This is a genomic window from Roseofilum sp. SBFL, assembly GCF_017746885.1.
In the GTDB taxonomy this organism is placed as follows: domain Bacteria; phylum Cyanobacteriota; class Cyanobacteriia; order Cyanobacteriales; family Desertifilaceae; genus Roseofilum.
Genome location: NZ_JAGHZH010000036.1, coordinates 25,629 through 47,309, shown reverse-complemented (window position 1 = coordinate 47,309; position 21,681 = coordinate 25,629). Strand labels below are relative to the sequence as shown.

The 21,681-nt window shown below is 46.0% G+C and carries 5 protein-coding genes; all 5 read right to left on the bottom strand.

Annotated elements, in window-relative coordinates; genetic code table 11:
• Positions 1-60: 60 nt before the first annotated feature.
• From J7545_RS03830 to J7545_RS03810, 5 genes are read right to left on the bottom strand one after another with little or no spacing between them, the layout of a single operon-like run.
• Positions 61-954, bottom strand: a complete 894-nt coding sequence (locus J7545_RS03830) for a phytanoyl-CoA dioxygenase family protein (protein ID WP_318700740.1) — start codon at positions 952-954, stop codon at positions 61-63.
• Between the two features lie 45 nt (positions 955-999).
• The gene (locus J7545_RS03825; RefSeq protein WP_318700741.1) at positions 1,000-6,939 is read right to left on the bottom strand and encodes an SDR family NAD(P)-dependent oxidoreductase; all 5,940 of its coding nucleotides are present in this window, start codon (positions 6,937-6,939) and stop codon (positions 1,000-1,002) included.
• Positions 6,936-12,659, bottom strand: a complete 5,724-nt coding sequence (locus J7545_RS03820) for a type I polyketide synthase (RefSeq protein ID WP_318719159.1) — start codon at positions 12,657-12,659, stop codon at positions 6,936-6,938. Before J7545_RS03820 ends, J7545_RS03825 begins: the two co-directional genes overlap by 4 nt.
• A 4-nt stretch (positions 12,660-12,663) precedes the next feature.
• Positions 12,664-18,693 carry a type I polyketide synthase gene (locus J7545_RS03815; RefSeq protein WP_318719157.1) on the bottom strand — a complete coding sequence of 2,010 codons (6,030 nt, stop codon included), beginning with the start codon at positions 18,691-18,693 and terminating at the stop codon, positions 12,664-12,666.
• A gap of 2 nt (positions 18,694-18,695) precedes the next feature.
• Positions 18,696-21,647 carry an SDR family NAD(P)-dependent oxidoreductase gene (locus J7545_RS03810; protein ID WP_318700744.1) on the bottom strand — a complete coding sequence of 984 codons (2,952 nt, stop codon included), beginning with the start codon at positions 21,645-21,647 and terminating at the stop codon, positions 18,696-18,698.
• Positions 21,648-21,681: the final 34 nt, after the last annotated feature.

Here is a 21,681-nt window from a genome sequence, read left to right as displayed (position 1 = left end):
GACCTAAAAAATATGACCTAAATATGACTCATTTATCCCACCCTTATTCACTCCAGAAGATTACAAATGCATCTCTCGGATAACGGGAGTTCCAATCTCTTGAATCGTGCCATCTTTCCCATTCCCCGCCATACCAAGAGGTCCCCACATTTTTAAGCCTAAAAGTTCCTTGAGTTCGGGAGCATAATCCTTGACTTCTTCCCAGTCCAGTGTCAGCCAGAACTGTTCTTGCTGACGCATAAAAGGACGACAATAATAAGCCAAAATCCCATAGCGGGGTTCATCGGTTTTGTTGACTCCCGTGCCATGCCACAGTCGGCCATCAAAGACCATCGCTGTCCCCGCAGGAGCAACAGCAGGGATGGGTTCGGGAGCTTCTTCGGGTACAGCAATAGGTTGTCCCTTCACCACTTGCTGAGGTTGGAGCTTATGGGAACCCGGAACCATTAGGGTGGCTCCATTCTCCTCGGTGAAGTCCGAGAGCATCCACATCATGTTAATCACCATGGGATAGGGCGTGACCGGTAAATAGCCCTGATCGAAATGTAAGGGCATGGCGGAGCCTCCTTTACAGGCAATATTAGCACTCAAGGAAGATAACAGAGCTTCACCCGCAAAGGGTTCTGGCATGGGACCATCATTGGTGGCAGCAAATCTATCCCGAATCAGATTTAAAGGGGCTTCTTTCACCGCTATTTTGCGAAAGATTTCGCCTTTGGTAATTAAGCTCCAGACTCGTTGATTGGGCCCATTGGGATCAAATGTTGCACCACTATCCATCATGGCAACACCGGCTTGCCGTTCAGCTTCGGCTTGTTCAATCAGACGTTCTTTAGCTTCTTTGACTTCATCCGGGGAAAGGGCGTTAGCAATTAAGGCAAAGCCAAATTCTTCAAAGTGTTTGCGGGCTTCTTCTAGGGTGTTAGATAAGGGGGGGGAGTTCAGAGTTTTCATCGTTGTTTTTCGGTAATTGAACAGGAGTAAATCATCTCAATGGGGTTATAATTCGATTTCTTCTTCACCGGGTTGTAAATCTTCAGTGGGATTGATTTGGGCATCGACGAGTAATGTGCGAATGCCGTCAATTCGTTCAGCGAGTTCCAGAAGAGTGGAGCTTTGAAAGACTAGGGTTAAAGGAATATCAATTTCAAAGGTTTGGCAGATACGGGAGACTAACTGAGTTGCCAGTAGGGAATGGCCGCCTAATTCAAAGAAGTTATCATAAATTCCTACGGGAGAAACCTTGAGGACGGCTTCAAAAATTTGCACCAGTTGATGTTCTGTGGGGGTACGCGGCTGTTGATTTTGGGGGTCTTTGGAATTCAAGTTGCTCCCCAGCAGTTGCCGAAGATCGATATCACCGGTTTCTGTTAAGGGCATTTCTTCGAGTTGTACGCCTTCACAGTGGGTAAGGGTTCCTACGCGATCGCGCACTTGTAGATCTTGCCATGGATTGACGGCCCATTTTTTCCCGGATGTAAAATAGGCGGTTAACTGTTGTAAATTCTGACAGTTAGAGAGCAAATACTGGATATAGGGTTTGGTGGAGTCGAGTCCAATTAACCAATAGCCGGGAGGTTGAGACAGAGTCGCTAGGAGAGAAGTCAATCCTTGAGAAGGGGCGATCGCACAATATCCTTTTGCCTGACTCAGTTCTTTCATCTGGTAGCCTTGACTCATGCCGATTTCATCCCACATACTCCATGCCAAGCCATAACTTTGCACGGGAGTTTGGGCATTTTGATATTCGCTAAATGCCCCTTGAAAACTATTCGCGGCAGCATAAGCTCCTACCGTCGATCCCCCTAAAAATCCATTCACCGAAGCAAAGTGAATAAATATACTATTTGGACGATCTTTAACCAGTTGATGTAACACCCACGTTCCTAAAACTTTGGGACGCAATACCTCAGCCACGCTCGCTTGAGTTTCGGACAAGACTGGTTTTTCCTGTAGGGTTCCTGCCAGATGAATTACGCCATCGAGTGGACTTCCCCATAGAGCGATCGCCGAATTAACCGCTTGTTGCACCTGTTGCCCATTAGCAATATCAACCGCCTGATAAATGACTTCTCCTGGCAACGTTTGTAACTGTTGATAAGTGTCCTGTTTTTCAGGGGTGAGTAATGGTAAAGGGGTGCGCCCCACCAATAAGAGTCGAGCGTGATAAGTCCGTAAAAGATACTGAGCAACTGTTACCCCGATGCCACCTAATCCACCACTGAGGAGATAAGTGCCTCCGGGTTTAAAGGGGAGTTGAGGTTTAGATTCCCCGTTCCAAGGGAAAACTTGCAAGCCGGAAGTATATCGTTGCCCATGGCGATACGCAATTTCCACATCTGGACAAACCGTACAGAGTTCTTGCCACAAATCGGTTTTCTGCTCTTCTTCAGTGTCGGTTACCGATAGATCGATATGGCGACAAGCGAATCCAGGGATTTCTTGAGGTAGAGTTTTCAGCAACCCTAAAACGGTTGCCTTTTCAGGAGCAATGCGATCGCTTGCCTCTACCCTTTGAGTCAAACTTGTGACCCAAAACAACGGTAGGGGCTGGTCTAGATTTCCATTTTTTTCCAGAGCTTGAGAGAGAAACAAGAGGCTATATAATCCTTGCTCTTGTGCTGCTTCTAATTCCTCCGTGCTGCTAATCTCTTGGGTTTGAGTGCGATATTGCCCTAGATGAATGATTTGAGCAATCGGACAATCCTGAACGGATATAGACTCTAGCAGTTGCTGATAATGCTCTGGGCGATCGGGAGCAATAGAATAGCACCGTTCATCGATTTGAGTAAACTCAGAACCGGCAATGACTTGGATATAGGATTGATGATGTTTCGTCAATTGCTCTGCTAACCCACGGGCTAATCCTTCACCCTCAAAAAAGATGAGTGTTAAACCCTTGTGGGGCTGAAGATGAACCCCTTCTACTGCTTTGGGTTGCCAAGTTTGCCGATAAAACCAATTGGGTAGCGTGTTCTGATTTTCAAGCAGCAAATCGACCTGTTTTAAGATCGGCTTAAACTCTCCCGCTTCAAAACGCTGTTTTAACTGCGATCGCTGAATTTTACCAATAGCCGTCTTCGGAATCGTTTCTGAATGAACCGGAATCAAAAAATCTGGATTAATTCCCATCGATTGGATCGCTTGAGTCCGAATTTGTTTCAACAGTTGTCTTTGCTCTAAATCGCTCAGGTGCTTGGGACTAAAAAACACAGCTAACCGATCGCTATCATCTTGCCATTGACGAACTCCACAAGCGGCGGTATAGGAAACTTCCACCTCTTCCAACTCTTCAACGACCGCTTCAATTTCATGACTATAATAGTTAATCCCATTAATAATAATCACATCTTTCTGTCTTCCTGTAATCGTTAACCGACCCTCTTGAAGAAAACCTAAATCTCCCGTTTTAAACCAACCGTCTTGAGTAAACGCTTCTTCTTGTTTCTCTGGATTGTTATAATACCCTTGAGTGACGGTCACCCCTTGAATTTGAATCTGACCAATTTCTCCTTCTTCAAGGAGGTTGTTCTGCTCATTGACAATTCTTAGAGAAACTCCAGAAATAGGAAGTCCGAGATCGATAAAAGGCGTATCTTCCCGTTCTCCGTCCCAAGTATAATCCTTGGAAAATACGACCCCTGAACTCGTTTCTGACATGCCCCAAGCCGGTTTCATTGCTGTTTTTATCAATTGGTGCGGAGTCAGTAATTGCATAAACTGTCGTGCTGTCTTATCAACGATCGCTTCCCCCCCATTAATCATATGGCGCACAGAAGATAAATCCCAATGACCTTGCTCAATTGCTTCAGATTGTGCATTAATCAAACCATAAGCAAAGTTTGGGGCCCAAGTTACGGTAACCTGATATTTCTCTAACCAATCTATCCAGGTTACAGGACGATTGAGCACCACGTTAATATGGGCTTGAATTTGCTGACAACCGAGATATACATCTCGGATATGGAACATGACTAAACCGACCACATGATCTAAAGGAAACCAATTGAGAGAAACATCTGTTGAACTATAGTCATGGCAACGTTTTGATCCTTCACTGCGGCTCAGGATATTTCCATGGGTGAGCATAACGCCCTTGGGTTTTCCGGTGCTGCCTGATGTTAGAATGAGTAAGGCTAACTGATCGAGTTGACTTGGATAATAGTCAGAATCCGGTGGGGCATTTTTTAGGCGATCTAAGGTAGCTACTTCAAAACCAGATAAATTTAGATCTTGTGCCCAGGTTTTTAAGTTTGTTGCATGATTTCGTGTGGTTAGGACTAAAGGAGATTCTAATAATTCCCAAGTATTATGTAATTTACTCCAATCAGAATTCACTGGAAACGATAAGGGAGCAGGAATAATTCCTCCTAACACACATCCCCAAAATGCTGGAATAAAATCTTGAGCGTTTTCGAGCTGAAAAATGACTTTGTCTTGAGGCTTCAAACCCAGTTTTTTCAAGCCGGTTAAAATGCATTGTGCCTGGTGCAGTAACTGAGTATAAGATTGTCTTTCTTCCGAGCCATCCGCATTCAGGTAAATGAGTCCTGTATCTGAAGGATTTTGTGCGGCTTGAATCAAGGCTTCAGATAAGTTTTGAGGGGCTTGTTCTGGAAACTGTAATTCTCCGCCCTCACTCATTGCAGGGAGATTAAGGCTGGAATGACTGTTTTTAGATGACGATAGCCGATCGATCGCAGAAGATGCGTCTGGTTCAGAAATAGATAAGTTATCTTCCGGTAGAAGATCCCATAAATGGAGGGGAGATGGAGGCGCAAATTTTTTCGGTTCTATGACTACAGCAGCTTGTTCGATACTCGAAATTTTCTCTAGTTGTTCTTGCCACTGTTCAACCAACTCAGAATCGATCGCCTCTAACTGCGCTAAACGATCTGCGTCAATCTTACCCTGCTGAGTGTAAGGCAAGGCTACCACAGGAATACAGACAGAGGGTTGAAGCTCTACGGGTAGCTCAGACTTAATCTGTAACTCAATAGATGATAGGGATAGGGGATTAGAGGGCACGATATAAGCCACTAACTCTCCTTGGCGATCGCCGCATACAGAACACTGCTGAATGTCCGCGAGGGAGCGTAGGGCTTCTTCTACAGCTTGCAGGTTTACTCTTCGTCCTTTAACCGAGACGATCCGTTTCACCTCTCCCAGTCGTTCTAAAGTCCCATTCCCCCAGCGTTTTCCCCATTCTCCAGTTGAGTATAAACGACCCAATTCTGGATGATCGAGAGACTTGGACTCCTCAGAACTCAAAGAGCGATCGCTAGTATACAGCTCTCCTTCAATTCCTAGGGGAACCCGTTGCCCAAAAGGATCTAAAATATGAATTGGGGAGGAATCAAAACCTTCATTTTTAGCGGGATCGTGACTGAGGTTGATCAGGTCTTGTTTTTCAGTTTCTGTAAGTAGAGGGAACTGAGACAGTTTACAATCTGGATTAGTGACCATTCCTTCTAACAACACCTGGAAATGACCCACCATCCGTCCAATAGCTTCTGGATAAAATAAATCCGTATTATATTTTTGGATGCCGATCAAAGATGATTCTATTTTTGTTATTTCTAAGGTTAAATCAAATTGCCCTTCAGCCATAGGAATATCAAAGGGCTTAACGGCCAATCCTCCCCAATTGTTCAAGGTTTTATCTTCCCTCAACATAAAGTTTTGAAAGGATTGAGATTGCTGAAGCTTATGTAAGGCGAACATCGTTTGAAAAATGGGAGGACGACTCGGATCGCGGGAGTCTTGTAATCGTTCGACGAGCAAAGAAAAGGGGAAATCTTGATGAGCTAGTGCTTCTAAAACCGTCTGTTTAACTTGCGCTAGAAATTGTCGAAACGACAAATTTCCAGAGCAATTTGCTTTCATCACAACTGGATTGGTAAAATAGCCAAATATGGGTGCAAATTCCGGTTGGGTTCTACCGGATGTAGGCGATCCGACTAAAATGTCATCTTGTTGGGTATAACGATAAAGTAAAACCTGATAAGCAGCCAGCAAAACCATGTATAGGGTAGAACTTTCTTGTTGAGCGAGTTCCTGGAGTTGTGTGCTTAGGTCTTCGGAAAGGGTAAACAGATGATATGTGCCATTATAGGTTTGTTGAAGCGGTCGAGGCCGATCGCAAGGCAGAGGCAGTATACAATTTGTACCAGCTAGTTTCTGATGCCAGTAGTTCCACAGTTTTTCGCCGCGATCGCTGGCTAAGAGGTTGCGTTGCCAACGTACATAATCCAAATACGAGTATTGAATCTGAGGCAGGGTGTCCTGGACTCCTTCTTGTATACTTTGATAGATTTGTGGCAATTCTTGCAGTAAAATATCAATCGACCAAACATCATTCGCAATGTGGTGAGTGGTAACTAAGAGAACACGATCGTTTTCATCACGAGTAAATAATCGAACCCGAACAATGGGCCCTTGTTGCAGATCGAACGCTTCTCGATGGGCGGCAATGACTTGAGCTTTAAGCTGTTCTTCCGTTAGCGTTGAACTCTCAATTGGCTGAAAATCGATATGCCGATCCTCTAATACCTGTTGAATCGGTTCTTGACCTTGTTGAGGAAAAATAGTACGCCATATCGGGTAGCGTTCAAGCAAGGTTTGAAAGGTCTGATGTAAGGCTACCACATCGACCTTTGAACAGATGCGCAGGGCTAAGGATGAATTAAAGGCATGACTCTCCGGGGCTAATTGCCATAAAAACCACATGGCTTGTTGGCTATAGGACAGGGGATAAACCTGCAAAATGCCTGGATTTTCCTGGAGTAAGCGTAGAATTTCCTCTTTGTGTTCTTTGAGTTGAGCTAATACAGCATCAATGGAGCGATCGCCAGGAGCATCATAGGACAATCCTCCATTGTCTGACCAAATTTTCCAGCCTTGAATTGAGAGATCTTGAAGAAATGCAACTAAGTTCATAGGGTTCCTTGTATACGATTAACAGAGTTATCGGCGATCGGATCGGAGAAGGGACGATCGCCCAAGTCAACGTCCGCAAAAACTTGCTCCTCGATCTCAACCGACAAAGTAGCAATACTTGCCCCTTCGATAAACCGAGTAATGGGGATATCAACTTTTAATTGAGTATTAAATCGATTCCGTAATTCAACTGCCATCAAAGAATCAACCCCCATCATCGTTAGAGATTGATGGATATCCATTTGAGTCACCGGCATTTCTAGAACTCGTGCCACTTGATGCTGTAGATAATCAATGAGGAGCGTTTTTTGTTCCGGTGCTGATGCAGATTTTAAGGACTCCAATAAAGAAAGTTCGGGTTCTAGAGTTGAACGTCCTGACTCAAATTTTTGTAAGACTGGCAGGTTTACCCCAGACGGAAGGGTTGCAAAAATCTCAGACCAATTAACAGAAAATACAGCCATTTGTCCGCTTGCTTCTGACCATAACTCCGACAGCACCTGCAAGCTTTTTTCGGGTGACATCACGCCCATTCCGCTCATCTTAATTCGGTCTTGCTGTTCCTGGGATAAACGAGCCGCCATTCCGGATTGACCCCACACTCCCCAATTAATACTTAACCCAGGTAATCCTAACCCATGCCGATAGTGAGCCAATCCATCCATAAATGCATTGGCTGCTGCATAGTTACCTTGACCCAATGATCCGAATAAAGAAGCAATTGAAGAAAAGCAAATCCAGAAATCTAAGGTCATCTTTTGACTAAGTTCATGTAAATTCCAACTACCTTGTACTTTAGGAGCCATGACTTTCGTCAATTGTGCCTTACTCATATTTTGCACGACCCCATCTTCGAGGACTCCTGCTGCATGGACAATCCCTTTTAATGGAGGAAGAGAAGACTCGATTTGAGCCAAAATTCGAGAAACATCTTCCCGTCGGGAAATATCTCCCTGCATCACTGAAACTTGCGCTCCATTTTCTTTGAGTTGAGTTATGGTTTCTTGGGCTTGAGCAGATGGAAGATTACGCCCAGTAAGAACGAGAGATTTTGCGCCTTGTTTGACCATGGATTGAGCTACATTTAACCCTAATCCTCCCAATCCTCCCGTGATTAAATAAGTGGCATTCGAGCGTAAAGTAACGGAGGTTTGAGCTTCAGATTCAGAGTGCTTGCGTCGGTGAACTAACCTTGGAACATAGCGGATACGGTTGCGAAAGGCAATTTGGTTTTCCTCCTCTGGATGACACAATTCTGCGGCTAGAAAAGGTAAGGATTGTGATACATCCATTTTTGGGTCTAAATCAATACATTGACACTGAAGTTCTGGATGTTCTAAGGCGATCGCCTTCCCTAACCCCCAGAGAGAGGATTGTTGGGGGTTTTGCACCCAAGCGTCACGATCTACAGCTTGAGCGCCTTGAGTCACCAGGAGTAATCTTCCAGACCATTGCGTTTGGGAAATTAAGGCTTGAACCAGATAGAGAGTACTGAGACAACTGAGTTCTTGAGAGGCTTCTAACTCATCAATTGAAGTTTGCACACTCCAAAGATGAATGACTCCCTGTAGAGGAGATTCAGGTCTGTTAACTGCCTTGAGTAATTGATGAAAATGATCGGGTTCTTGGGGATTAATTTGGTAATCTCGATCCTCTAATTGCTGATACGTTAGACCAGGAGAGACCCAAATACAGCTATTGCTTAAAAAGTGAGCTGATTGTTGCCTAAGTTCCGGTTTATTGGCCAAGATCAACCATTTTCCTACAAGCGCTCGTTCTCCATCACTTGGAGTGATTTCATTAGGCTCCCAACTTAATTCATACAGCCACTCCTCCGGTTCAATTTCTGAATAAACCACCGGATGATTAAACGCCTCTTCGTTCAATAACCGTAATTCTTCTAGGGATCGCGCTTCACACTTTCTCGCAGTTAATAACACATAACTTCCCAAGTTTTTCTCTAGTAACTTACCCAATTGATTATAAGATTGGAACGCTGCTCTGACATTATCATCTGGATTTTCTGCATAAAGTTCATTCAGAATTTTTTCAAAATCTGGAGCATAGAGAAAATTGGCAATTTCCTGACTCACATCAATAAATCCAGTAAGTTGGAGTTGGTGTTGGGACAGTTGCTCAACCCAATGGTGTTTGGTAATAAAATAAGAAGAGGTTTCTTCATGATCGATATCGACTTCTCCATGGGCGATAAAATCGGCCAGGACTAACCAGCCATTTTCGCACATATGCCGGCTGATATTGGAGAATAAATTGGATTTTTCTTTAATATGATGGGCGACTTCAAATCCAAAGACAAGATCGTATTGATTGGGGAACTCGTCTTGACTGCTATCTCGATTAAAGACTTTGATTTGCTGCTCTAAACCATATCCCTTCACTTGTTGGATAGCAAATTTAGCTTGTTCGCTCGAAATCGTATAGCCATTTAATTGGAGATGAGGATGTTTTTGTCCCAGACTAATGATATCTGAACCATAGCCACAGCCAAAATCTAAAACGGTTTGACAGGCAGAAAAATCAACTTGGGAAAAACAGAGTTCTCTGAGTTTCTCTTGAGCTTTGAGTGCCATCGGGTACAATGGATCGCGCTCCAGATCTGGAGTAACGCAGAGCTTAACCCATGAAAAATCGGGTACAACTTCTGGGAAAATACCAAACGTCAGAAACTGTAGCGATCGCTGCTGCACTGCTCCTGTATCTCTTGTCTCTTGAGTGAGGGCGATCGCCGAATTATAATAATCATGAACAATATTTCCTTTGAACTGAAGATGGTTCTGATGCCTATCAATCAAGAGACTTAACACTTTCGGCAGAACTTCCGCTTCTTCTGCACTAAAAATAGCGGCTAAATTGAGTTCCTCGATTAAGTCTTGCACCTCCCCTCGATCGATCAGATTCAAAATGGGACTTGAAGCTAGATTGGAGCGATCGCGCTTTTCTTCTTTGACCTCAATCCAATAATTTTGTCGTTCAAAGGGATAAGTCGGCAGTGCTACTTTTTGGCGTGCAGAGTCTTGATGAACCCCCAACCAATCCACCTCTATGCCTCGGATATACAACTGAGCTAAACTCGAGAGCATTTGTTGCCCATCTTCTACTCCAGGACGTAAAGAAGGGAGCCAAATTCCCCAATCTGGGGGCAAACATTGCCGTCCCATACCTAGCAATAGGGGTTTCGGGCCAATTTCGAGGAAAATCTCATACCCTTCTTGATATAAAGTCTGCATACTGTCAGCAAATCGTACCGGTTGCCGCACGTGGTTGACCCAATATTCAGGGGTGGTTATACTGAGGTCTGCCCGTTTTCCTGTGACATTGGAAACGAGGGGCAGTTGTGGTTTTTTGTACTGAATCTGACGGGCAATTGCCGCAAATTCATTTAACATTGGCTCCATCAATGGGGAATGGAAGGCATGGGAGACGACTAACGGCTTTGTTTTTATTCCTTCTGATTCTAGAGTGGTGGCGATCGCTTGTAACGCTTCATTCTCACCCGAAATCACCACACTCTCCGGCCCATTAATTGCCGCAATGGCTACCTGTTCTGCATAAGGGGAAATCACCTCTCGTACCTTAGACTCCGATGCCATAACAGAAATCATGCCCCCACCAGAGGGTAACTGTTGCATCAATCGTCCCCGTGCAGCAATCAGCTTCAAACCCTCTGCTAAACTCAGCACTCCAGCAACCGTTGCCGCCACATATTCGCCTACACTATGACCCATCACCCCTTGAGGTTGAACTCCCCAGGATTGCCATAATTGGCACAGCGCATATTCAATGACAAATAAAGCAGGTTGAGTATAAGCGGTTTGATTTAATAATGAATCCTCCTTCCCCTTGCTTAACTTTCCAGAGATGATATCCAGAATCGAATCGTCCAACTCATCTCGAAGAATTTGGTCGCATTCCTCACAAGCTTGGCGAAATACTAGCTGAGTTTCATACAAGGATTGACCCATATGCAGAAATTGGGAACCTTGACCGGTAAATAGGAAGACAATTTTAGGTGAAATTCCCCCCCTTGTACCTTCTCCGACCAACACTCCCATTCCTTCTGGGTTGGGGAATTGACGCAATTTTTCACTCAATTCTGAGCGATTAGACGCGATCAAACTCAAACGATAATTCAAATGACTGCGACCAATATTGGTTGTATAGGCAATATCAGATAGTTCTAATTCAGGATGAGTTTCTAGATAATTTTGATAACGCTGAACCAGGTTATGAAGGGCAGGTTTAGTCTTTGCTGATAAGGTCAACACAGAATAAGGAGATTGAGCTTCTTCTTTCTGAGTATCAGTCAAGGAAACTGGCGCTTCTTCTACCACGAGATGAGCATTCGTGCCACTAAAGCCAAAGGAACTCACTCCAGCCAGACGACGCTGTTTATCCCCAACACTCCAAGGCGTGAGTTGCATCGGAATTTGCAGGGGAAAATGCTGCCAATCGATCTGAGAACTGGGTTGATGACAGTGTAAATGAGGCACAATCGTTTGGTGTTGCAGTTGTAAAACAACTTTTATTAATCCCGCAATTCCAGCGGCTGCTTCTGCATGACCAAAATTCGTTTTTACTGAGCCAATGCGTAAGGGATCGTCTGGAGAATGGCTTGAGCCAAAAACCGCTCCTAATGCCCCTGCTTCAATCGGATCGCCCAGGGAAGTTCCCGTACCATGAGTTTCGATATAACTGACTTCAGACGGATCGATCCGACCATTTTCTAACGCTTTGCGAATAACGGCTTGCTGAGAGGGACCGTTGGGTACCGTTAACCCGCTGGTTCGACCATCTTGATTGAGGGCTGTACCTCGAATGACTGCTAAAATGTTATCGCGATCGCGCACGGCATCTGACAACCGCTTTAGTACCACCATTCCACATCCCTCAGAGCGCACAAACCCATCTGCACTATCGTCAAATGCTTTGCATCGACCATCGGCAGAAAGCATCCGCGCTCTGGAGTGATTAATATGAGTTAAAGGAGAAATCAATCGGTTTACTCCTCCAGCCAGAGCTAAATTACACTCTTGATTTCTCAAGCTCATACAAGCCAAGTGAACCGCGACCAAAGAAGAAGAACATGCCGTATCCACGGCCACATTCGGCCCCGTTAATCCTAAAACATAAGATAGCCTTCCCGATGCACTACTATGGGCATTTCCACTGGCCAGATAGGGATTAATCTCTTCAATATTCGATCCAGCAATTTGGGTATAGTCATTGCCAGAAATGCCCACAAATACTCCAGTTAAACTTTTTTCTAGGTGTTCCGGATTAATCGCTGCCTGTTCTAACGATTCCCACACCACTTCTAAGAGCAGTCTCTGCTGAGGGTCAAGGAACGTTGCTTCCTTACCCGATATGCCAAAAAAGCCGGGATCGAATCCCTTTAATTCCTCAATAAATCCACCATAGCGAGTGTACATTTTTCCTGGAGCTTCCGGGTCAGGGTCATAATACTCGTCGATATTCCACCGGTCTTGGGGAATCTCGGTAATGGCATCTGTTCCTTCTGATAACAGATGCCAGAAGGTTTCCGGACTAGAGACCCCTCCAGGAAAACGGCAACCCATCCCAATAATCGCGATCGCCTCTCGACGAGCATAATCCATTGCTTCCAACTTAGACTGCATATCTTCCACAGCTCGAAGCGCTCGTTTTAAGGCAGATTCGCTTTTTCCTGAATTGATACTCATCGTTCTAATACCCCAATTGATCTAATTTATTTAGTAAAGAAAGCTCAACATCTTCATCAGAATCCTCCTCTAAATCTGGATCGCCTCGATTCCCTTTTTCACCCCAAGGCGGAGCAAATTTCTCCGTCGTCGGGACTTCCTCTCGATCGCCCTCTGAGTCTAGAACGTGCCCTGCCAAGTAATTCACCAACTCAGATACCGTTGGATAATCAAACATCAAAGAAGAAGGTAGGGAACAGCCCAAACTGGTTTGTAATTTATTCTTCAATTCCACAGAGGTGAGCGAATCCATTCCCAAATCAAAAAAGCCTTCCTTCAAACTAATGGACTCAACCTTCTCAATCCCTAAAACTTGGGCAACTTGATGGCGAATATGGGCGATCAAGAGATCTTGTCGCTCACTAGGCAATGCCATTTCCAACTGTTGTAGAATGCTAGCTTTTGAAGGCGCAGAAATTAAAGAGTCAGTCTTTTGCCAATCGGATAAAAAGGGCCAAGTTCTCACCTGCTCTTCCCAAGCTGCCCACTCCATGGAAACAACTCCCACCTCCGCTTGTGCAGAACCCATCCAATGTTCTAGCGCTTTTAGCACTTCATCTGGACTCAGAGCCTCCATACCTTTCTGTTTGACGCGCACATCTGCACCTCGCTCTGCGGCTTCTCCCACTTGAGAAACCGCTCCCCAATGGATACTCAATCCAGGTAATCCGATGCCTTGTCGATAATGGGCTAAAGCATCCAGAAAAGCATTGGCAGCCGAATGGTTACCTTGTCCGGGGGAACCAAATAAAGAACCGACTGAGGAAAATAGGACAAAAAAGTCGAGGGATTGGTGTTGGGTGAGTTGATGTAAGATCCAAGCCCCTTGGACTTTAGGAGCCATAACAGCTTCAAAGCTAGACCAGGTTTGGTTTTTGAGTACGCCATCCGAGAGCATTCCCGCCGCATGAATAATGCCAGCAAGGGGATAGGATGATGGGGTCATTGTATTGAACACTGCTTGGATGGCCTCGAAGTTGGCAACATCAGCAATTTCAACACGGATAGAGCATCCTTTTTGCTCTAGTTGGGTTAATTTAGCTTGTGTTGCGGGATCGGCAGGACGGCGAGTGACCAACACTAGGTGTTGAGCGCCTCTTTCAATCATCCAGTCGGCTACGAGCAAGCCTAATCCTCCTAAGCCTCCAGTAATTAGATAGGTGGCATCCGATCGCAGTTTTACCCGTCCAGATGTGGACTCACTCGAGGTTTTCACTAACCGAGGGACATAGCGTACTTGTTCTCGCCACACCACTTGGTCTTCTGAGTCAGATGAGCCAAGTTCTTGTAAAAGGCTTGTCGCTTGCTCTTCTAGGGAAGTTTGAGGGTCTAGATCCAACACCCGACAGGAGAGTTCGGGATGTTCTAAGCGGATGGCTTTAGCCATACCCCAAAGGGAGGATTGGGCAATTCCAGGAGGTTGTCCTCCATGGTGCAATGCAGATTGAGAGCCTTGGGTGACGATCTGTAATTGGGGTGAAAATCGTTCTTGCTCGATGATGGCTTGCACTAAGGACAAGGTTGTCCCACAGCCCAGCTCAGATAAGCGGTTTAAATCTTCAAGGCTGAGGTAGGAGTCGGTGGGGGGTTCTAAGGTCCAACATTGGACAATGCCTGATAATTGTGGATATTCGATTGCCACTTCTGCCATCAGTTTCCTAAAGTCTTGGGGGTTATGGGGATCGATCTGCCAGTGTTTGGGGGCAATCCGTTGGTAGTTGTCTCCCCTGCCAACTAAGATACAGGTAGCGGCGAGGTCTTCTAACTGAGCTGCTAGGGTTTGCGCCACTCCAGTGCGATCGGCAAATATCAACCAACTCTGGGATGTTACGTTTGGTTTTCTCGGCTCAGAGTCAGCTTGAGCGAGGATAAGAGCTTGTTTAGATAAAACGTCATCAACCTTTGCTTCTTGGGGAAGGGAGGAAACCGGAGTAAAGCCCGTTTCTTGTAGCAGGTGTTGCCACTGATGTCTGTTCAATAGGGGATGATCTCGTCGGTATTCCGTATCGCTAAATTTCCACCATCCCTCTAATAATCCGAAGATCAGATCCACCCACTGTTGAGGTTCGGTTGCTTCGAGTAACAGGAGGAGTCCACCGGGGGCTAAGAGTTGGCGCACATGGGTGAGAGTGTGGCGAATATTCGAGGTGGCATGGAGAACGTTGGCAGCGATAATCAGGTCATAGTGATGATTGGGGAATCCTTGGGATGCTGGGTTTTGTTCAATGTCAAGGGTTTGATAGGTGATGAAGGGATAGTCGGAGAATTTTTCTTTGGCTTTGGTGAGAAATAGGGGGCCTAAGTCTGTAAAGGTATATTGGATTTGACTGGGAGGGAGAGTGGGGAGAATGGCGCTGGTTGTGCCTCCAGTTCCCGCACCGATTTCTAGGATGCGTATGCCTTGACTGGGAGGGAGGGTTTCTAGGAGGCTGGCGATCGCCTGTTGCACTAAGCTATTCATCGCCTGAGATACGGGAGAGTCTTGGTACAGTTGGGTTGCACTGGTTAGATCTCCTTCTGGAAACACCAGTTGTACGGGGTCTTGAGTTCCTTGTAAAACGGAGCTGAGTTGGGAGGCACAGCGATGGAGTAAGCTGAATTCAGCGATGGCTTGAGGATAGCGATCGCGCAACGTTTGATAGGTTGAGCTAGGACTAACGGGTGGTAAGGATTTCAAAGTTTCCCATTCTTCTGCTGTTTGATGCAGAATTTGGGCTTCTTCTAAAGACACCAACAGGCGCTTAAGCAATCGATGATGAGCTGGGATAATCCCCAACTGTGCCGCGAGCTGTTCTAAAGAGAACGATTCTCCTGATTCATAACACCAACCTAGGGTTTGCAAAGCCTGCACAATATACTCCCTAGCTAAGTGTTCTAACTGCAAGGGAATTTTGTCATAACCTTGTAACGCCGGGCGATTTGCCAGTTCAGAAAGCTGAGGAACTAACTGGGCTTGTAGGATTGGGGGAGACTGGAGATTCTCCCCGGAAAATCGAGAGCCAAAGCACGCCCTACAGCGCCATTGCACACCATAACATTCTTCTAAAATGGGGGGGCGATCGCTGGTTTCGTTTGCCTCTTGCGCCAGAAGTTCTAGCAGTTTGGGCATCAGTTTCAACTCAGTTTCGGAAAGAGACCCCTTTTTCTGCAATCGTTCGGTCAAGGCAGAAAGCTCCTGGGGGGAACCCAAAGATCCCCAAGAGGGCTGGTGGGGGGCGGATTTCGGCTGTTCTAACCAATAGCGCTGTCTCTGAAAGGGATAGGTGGGTAAGAACACTTTGTGGCGTTTCTGTTGGTGGTGAAACCCCGACCAGTCGATCTCGACTCCTTGGGTGTACAGTTGTCCTAAACTGGATAACATTTGTTGCCAGTCTCCTATCCCCGGACGCAGGGAGGGTAACCACATCCCTCGATCGTCAGACACACACGATCGCCCCATTCCTAAGAGGATGGGTTTGGGCCCAAGTTCTAGGAAGATGGGATAATCTTGCATTGCGGTCATGGCAGATGCAAACTTCACGGGTTGGCGCAGATGATCGACCCAGTAGTGGGCTGTGGCGATCGCCTCCCCGGCTTGTTCTCCAGTCACATTAGATACGAAAGGAATTTGGGGCGGATGGTACGCGATCTGTTGGGCAACTGCTCTAAACTCAGCCAAAATGGGTTCTATCAGAGGAGAATGGAAGGCATGGGAAATGGGCAAATTTTGGGTCTTGATGCCTTCAGATTCCAGTTGCTCCACAATGTCTTTTAGGATCGTTTTTTCCCCAGAAATAACCACACTTTCTGGACCATTAATGGCGGCAATGGCTGCTTGTTTTTGGTAAGGAAGTAGTCGGGGACGCAGGTCAGATTCAGAGGCTTTAACCGCCGCCATTAAGCCATTTTGCGGTAAGTTTTGAATCAATCGACCCCGGGCAGCCATTAACCTTAAGCCGTCTTCTAAACTGAAGACTCCAGCAACACAAGCGGCGACGTATTCTCCCACACTGTGACCCATAACAACTCTGGGTTGAATTCCCCAGGATTGCCACAGTTTAAATAGAGCGTATTCTAGAGCAAAGAGGGCGGGTTGAGTATAGGCGGTTCGATCGAGGAGTGGGGAGGGTTCTGCCTCTGAGTCTGGGTAGAGGATTTCCAGGAGAGGGCGGTCTAATTCATAACCGAGAATGGTGTTGCACTGGGCGATCGCCTCCCGAAAAACGGGCGAACTCTCGTACAATTGCCGACCCATGTTGACATATTGGGAACCTTGACCCGTAAATAAAAAGGCGATTTCAGGGGGTTCTGTGCTGGTTGATACCTCTGCACCATAGACCGCGATCGCTTCTGCTGGCTCTAAGAGATAGCTGTGCAATTGCTGCTGCAAGGCTGAATGACTTGATGTAATCAGCGCTAATCGATGATTAAAATGACTTCTACCTAAATGAGTAGTATAAGCCAAATTTGCCAGATCGAGTTCTGGATAAGTGGACAGATAATCTTGATAAGAATGGACTAATTCACCCAGTGCCTTTGGCGTTTTGGTTGAAAGAGTTAAGAGCTGAACCGGCGGTTCTGAACTGTCTTCAGCTTCCGATTTTTCCGGTTGTTTAACGGGCGTTTCTTCTACGAGAATATGGGCATTTGTGCCACTGGCTCCAAAGGAACTAATCCCTGCAATTCTCGGTTCACTTTCAGTTTCCCAATCTAGAAGAGACTGGGGAATTTTCAACGGTAAACGATCCCAATCTATATGAGGATTAGGTTGTTGGATATGGAGATGAGGTGGAATTTGGCGGTGCTGAAGAGATAAAATAACTTTAATTAATGCAGCAACTCCGGCGGCAGCTTCTAAATGGCCAAAATTGGTTTTCACTGAACCGATCGTCAAGGGGTTTTCTTGAGAGCGATTTTTACCATAAATCGCCGATAACGCTTCAATTTCAATCGGGTCGCCCAAGGAAGTTCCCGTACCATGGGTTTCCACATAACTGACTTGATGAGGGCTTAATTTGGCACTTTTGAGAGCCTCTTGAATGACTTTCTTTTGCGCCATACGGCTGGGAACCGTCATCCCGCTACTCGGACCATCATGATTAATGGCCGAGCCTCGAATTAACCCCCAGATAAAGTCTCCATCAGCTAGGGCATCTGAGAGTCGTTTTAAGACGACCACTCCACAGCCTTCGCCCTGTCCATAGCCATCGGCAGACGCATCAAAGGTTTTGCAGCGTCCGTCGCGAGAGAGCATATTCAGTTGGCAGCGACCAATGGTACTGGTGGGGGATAAAATGAGGTTGACCCCACCGGCTAAGGCTAAATTCGATTCTCGCGATCGCAAACTTTGGCAGGCTAGATGGATGGCAACTAAAGAGGTAGAACAGGCCGTATCCAGTTGGATATTGGGCCCTTGCAGCCCTAAAAAATGGGAAATTCGCCCCACTCCAATACTGCGTCCCATGCCCAAACCCGATGATTCATCGGTTCCTCCTTGCTCTTGGTATTGAATTCTCAAGCTGGCATAATCATCGGTGCAGATGCCCATATACACACCTGTTTGGCTATGTCGCAGGTGTTCTAGGGTTACTCCAGCATTTTCTAGGCTCTCCCAGGTCACTTCTAAAAGGATGCGTTGCTGAGGGTCTAAGCCTACCGCATCTCTGGGGGAAATACGGAAAAAGTGGGGGTCAAATCGATCGACATTTTCAATAAACCCGCCTTCTTTCGTGTAGGTTTTCCCCGGTTTTCCGCCCTCTGGATCGTAGTAGTCTTCCAAGTTCCAGCGATCGCCGGGCACTTCGGAAATGGCATCAATCCCTTGCTCCAAAAGATGCCAATAGGTCGCACTATCCTTGGCTCCTCCCGGAAACCGACAACCGAGACCAATAATAGCCATGGGTTCCGTTTGTGCCTGAGTTAACGCTTCAAGTTTGCCCCGCATTTGCTTGAGCGCTTGCAGCATCTTCCGAGAAGAATCAGGAGTCGGTTGAGAAGAAGGTGAGGTCTGATTCATGGTTACTCTCCTTCGGCTAACAAGGTTTCAATCCCTTCGAGTTCTTGGGAAATTTCATCTTCTAACTGCTCATCCGATAAGTCACCGAGTTCTGCACTCCATGGAGTCGAGGAGGTTGGATTTTGCTCCCCAGAAGCGGGTTCAGTAAAGAACTCTGTGAGGATAAATTCGGCTAAATCCCGGATATTCGAGCAATCAAATAAAGTGGCGGCACTCAGGGCACAGGATAAGCCGGAACTGAGTTCATTTCTTAGCTCAACGGCGGTGAGGGAATCGATACCCATTTCAAAGAATCCTAGCTGTAAATCGGGAAGTTGGTTGGCTCGATATTTGAGCAGTTTACCGATTTCTTGTTGGATATATTGAGTTAAGCGTTTTTTACGCTCTGGCAAAGACGCTCTTTGCAGTTGAGTGAGAATTTCAGATTGGGGTGCTGTGGAGGGCGTTTCGTCTTCTTCGGGCGATCGCAATCCCATGTGTTCCAAGAATAGGCGATCCTTACCCACGGTGTAAATCTCTTTGAACCAACTCCAATCGACCTCAGCTACAGTGGTTTGCACCTGAGAGCTATTCCAAAGTTGCTCTAAGGCTCCCATCCCTTGGGCTGGAGAAATGGAGTACACGCCTCGCTTACTCAGCTCTTCTAAATCTTCTGCATTGGCCATACCGCCTCCAGACCAAGCCCCCCAATTAATACTCATCCCCGGTAAGCCCAGAGAGCTACGATAATGGACTAAGCTATCAAGAAAGGCATTGGCTCCGCCGTAGTGAGATTGACCAAAAGAACCCCAAACGGCAGCAATGGACGAAAAGCAGACAAAATACTCTAGGTCTAGAGTTTGAGTCAGTTGATGGAGATTCCATCCTCCCGTCACTTTGGCCGCGAGAACGGACTCCAAGTCTGCATGGGTAATGTTTTCTACCGGTTCAATCCCTCCAGAAACCCCAGCTAGATGAATCACTCCTTTGAGGGGGGGCATGGAGTCGGGGATTTTCTCTATTACAGATTCTAAGGCTTGGCGATCGCACACATCAACTTGTACCGCCCTCACCTTAGCGCCTTGTTCCTGCAAACGAGCAATCTGATTCTGTTTCTCTGGAGACGGTTGACTTCGACTGATTAAAATCAGAGATTTTGCTCCTTTCTCAATCATCCATTCAGCCGTTCGCAAACCCAGCGCTCCCAGTCCCCCAGTAATCAAATAAGTACCGTCTTCTGTAAAGGATACCGCTTCCGACTCAGCCACTAGGGTTTTCGCTAAACGGGCAACATAGGCTTGTCCAGAACGAAACGCAATTCGGTCTTCAGCCGTGGGATTCAGCAGTTCGGCGAGCAATACTTCCACCCCATCCGTTTCTGGGTCTAAGTCCACTAAAGCTCCCCATAAGTGAGGATGTTCTAAAGACACTACCTGTCCAAATCCCCATAAACTCGATTGAGCAACGGCTAAGTTTTTGGGATTTTTCCCTACGGGTTGACTCCCTTGAGTCACGAGCCAAAGTTTCGGCCAGTTCCTCTTTAAGCCCGATTTGAGCAAACCTTGCAGGAGATGTAGGGCACTGCCACAGCCCAAATTTTGGGCAGTTCTTAACCCCTCTTCACTTAAGTTTTCTGGAGTAGAACTCCCCAAACTCCAGAGATGAATCACTCCTCGCCAATCTTCAGGATGAGTTGCCACTAATTTCTGGCACAGGTCTGTAAACTCTTGGGGGTTTAAGGGGTTAACTTCCCAATCTTCTGGTTCCTTGTGTTGAGTCTGACCTTCTGGATAAACTAATGTACACTGCTGACCCTGTTTTTCTAGCAAACCTTTTAAGCGTTTCCCGAACCCGTTTCGATCCGCTAAAATCAGCCAATGTCCAGGCTTTTGTTCTGTAGAAACTTTGGGATTTTCTTCCCGCAGTTGCCATTCAATGCCATAGAAAAGCTGTTGTAGGGAGACCTCTGGATAAGTGAGAGAAACGTCAAGCTGTTTCTGGTTTAATTCATACAGTTCTTGAACGGATAGATTCTCCTGTTTTTGTGCAGTGACCAGGACATAGCTCAATAATCCCTTACGCAATAACTTGTATAAGTTCATGTAGGACTCAATCCCAGTTTTGGCATTTTCGTTTAGGTTCTTGAGCTGGCAAATATAATCAATATTGTCTTGTACATTGGGGTCATAGAGTCCATTGCCGACTTCATGGCTAATATCCACATAACTGACGACTTGCAGATGATGGTTAGAGAGTAGTTCAATCCATTCAGCTTTGGTAATTAGATAGGAAGAGTGGGCTTCGTAGTCAATGGAGAAGGACGCATTGGAGAAAAAGTCAGCAAAGACGAGATGTCCATTCTCATTCAGGTGGCGATCGATGTTATCAAAGAGTCCTTTTTTATCGGGAATATGACAAATGACTTCAAATCCATAGACTAAATCGTAGGAACCTGGGAAATCATCTTTAGAACTATCTCGACGTAAAATTTGCGCGCGGTCTTGTAACTTGAATTTCTCGATTTTACCGCTTCCAATTTCTACTTGCTTGCTGGATAAGGTATATCCCGTGACGGATAAATGGGGATACTTGCGAGTGAGTTCAACGACATCTGTTCCATGACCACAGCCCACATCCAAGGCTCTTTGACAGGCTGAGAAGTCGATGACTCTCCAGGACATTCTCCTCATTTCCTGTCGAGCGGCTCTTGCTATTTCGTAAGATTGGGTAGATTTTTCACCAATAAACACCCAGGAAAAGCCATTAATGATTTGGGGAAGTGCTGGGTAGTTAATAATCGCGTCTTCATCTTCAATTGCCGATAATTCATCATAGTAATCACCCAGAAGCGTTTTCGACTCATTAGGGCCATTTTGACCATTGTTCAACAACAGGATTTCTAAAGCTCGCAGTTGTTCTGGAGAGAGTCGAGACAGTCGCTGAAATATTTGAGCCAAATCTTCAAACTGATTCATAATGCATTACCCTATTTTTTGATGACTTTTATAG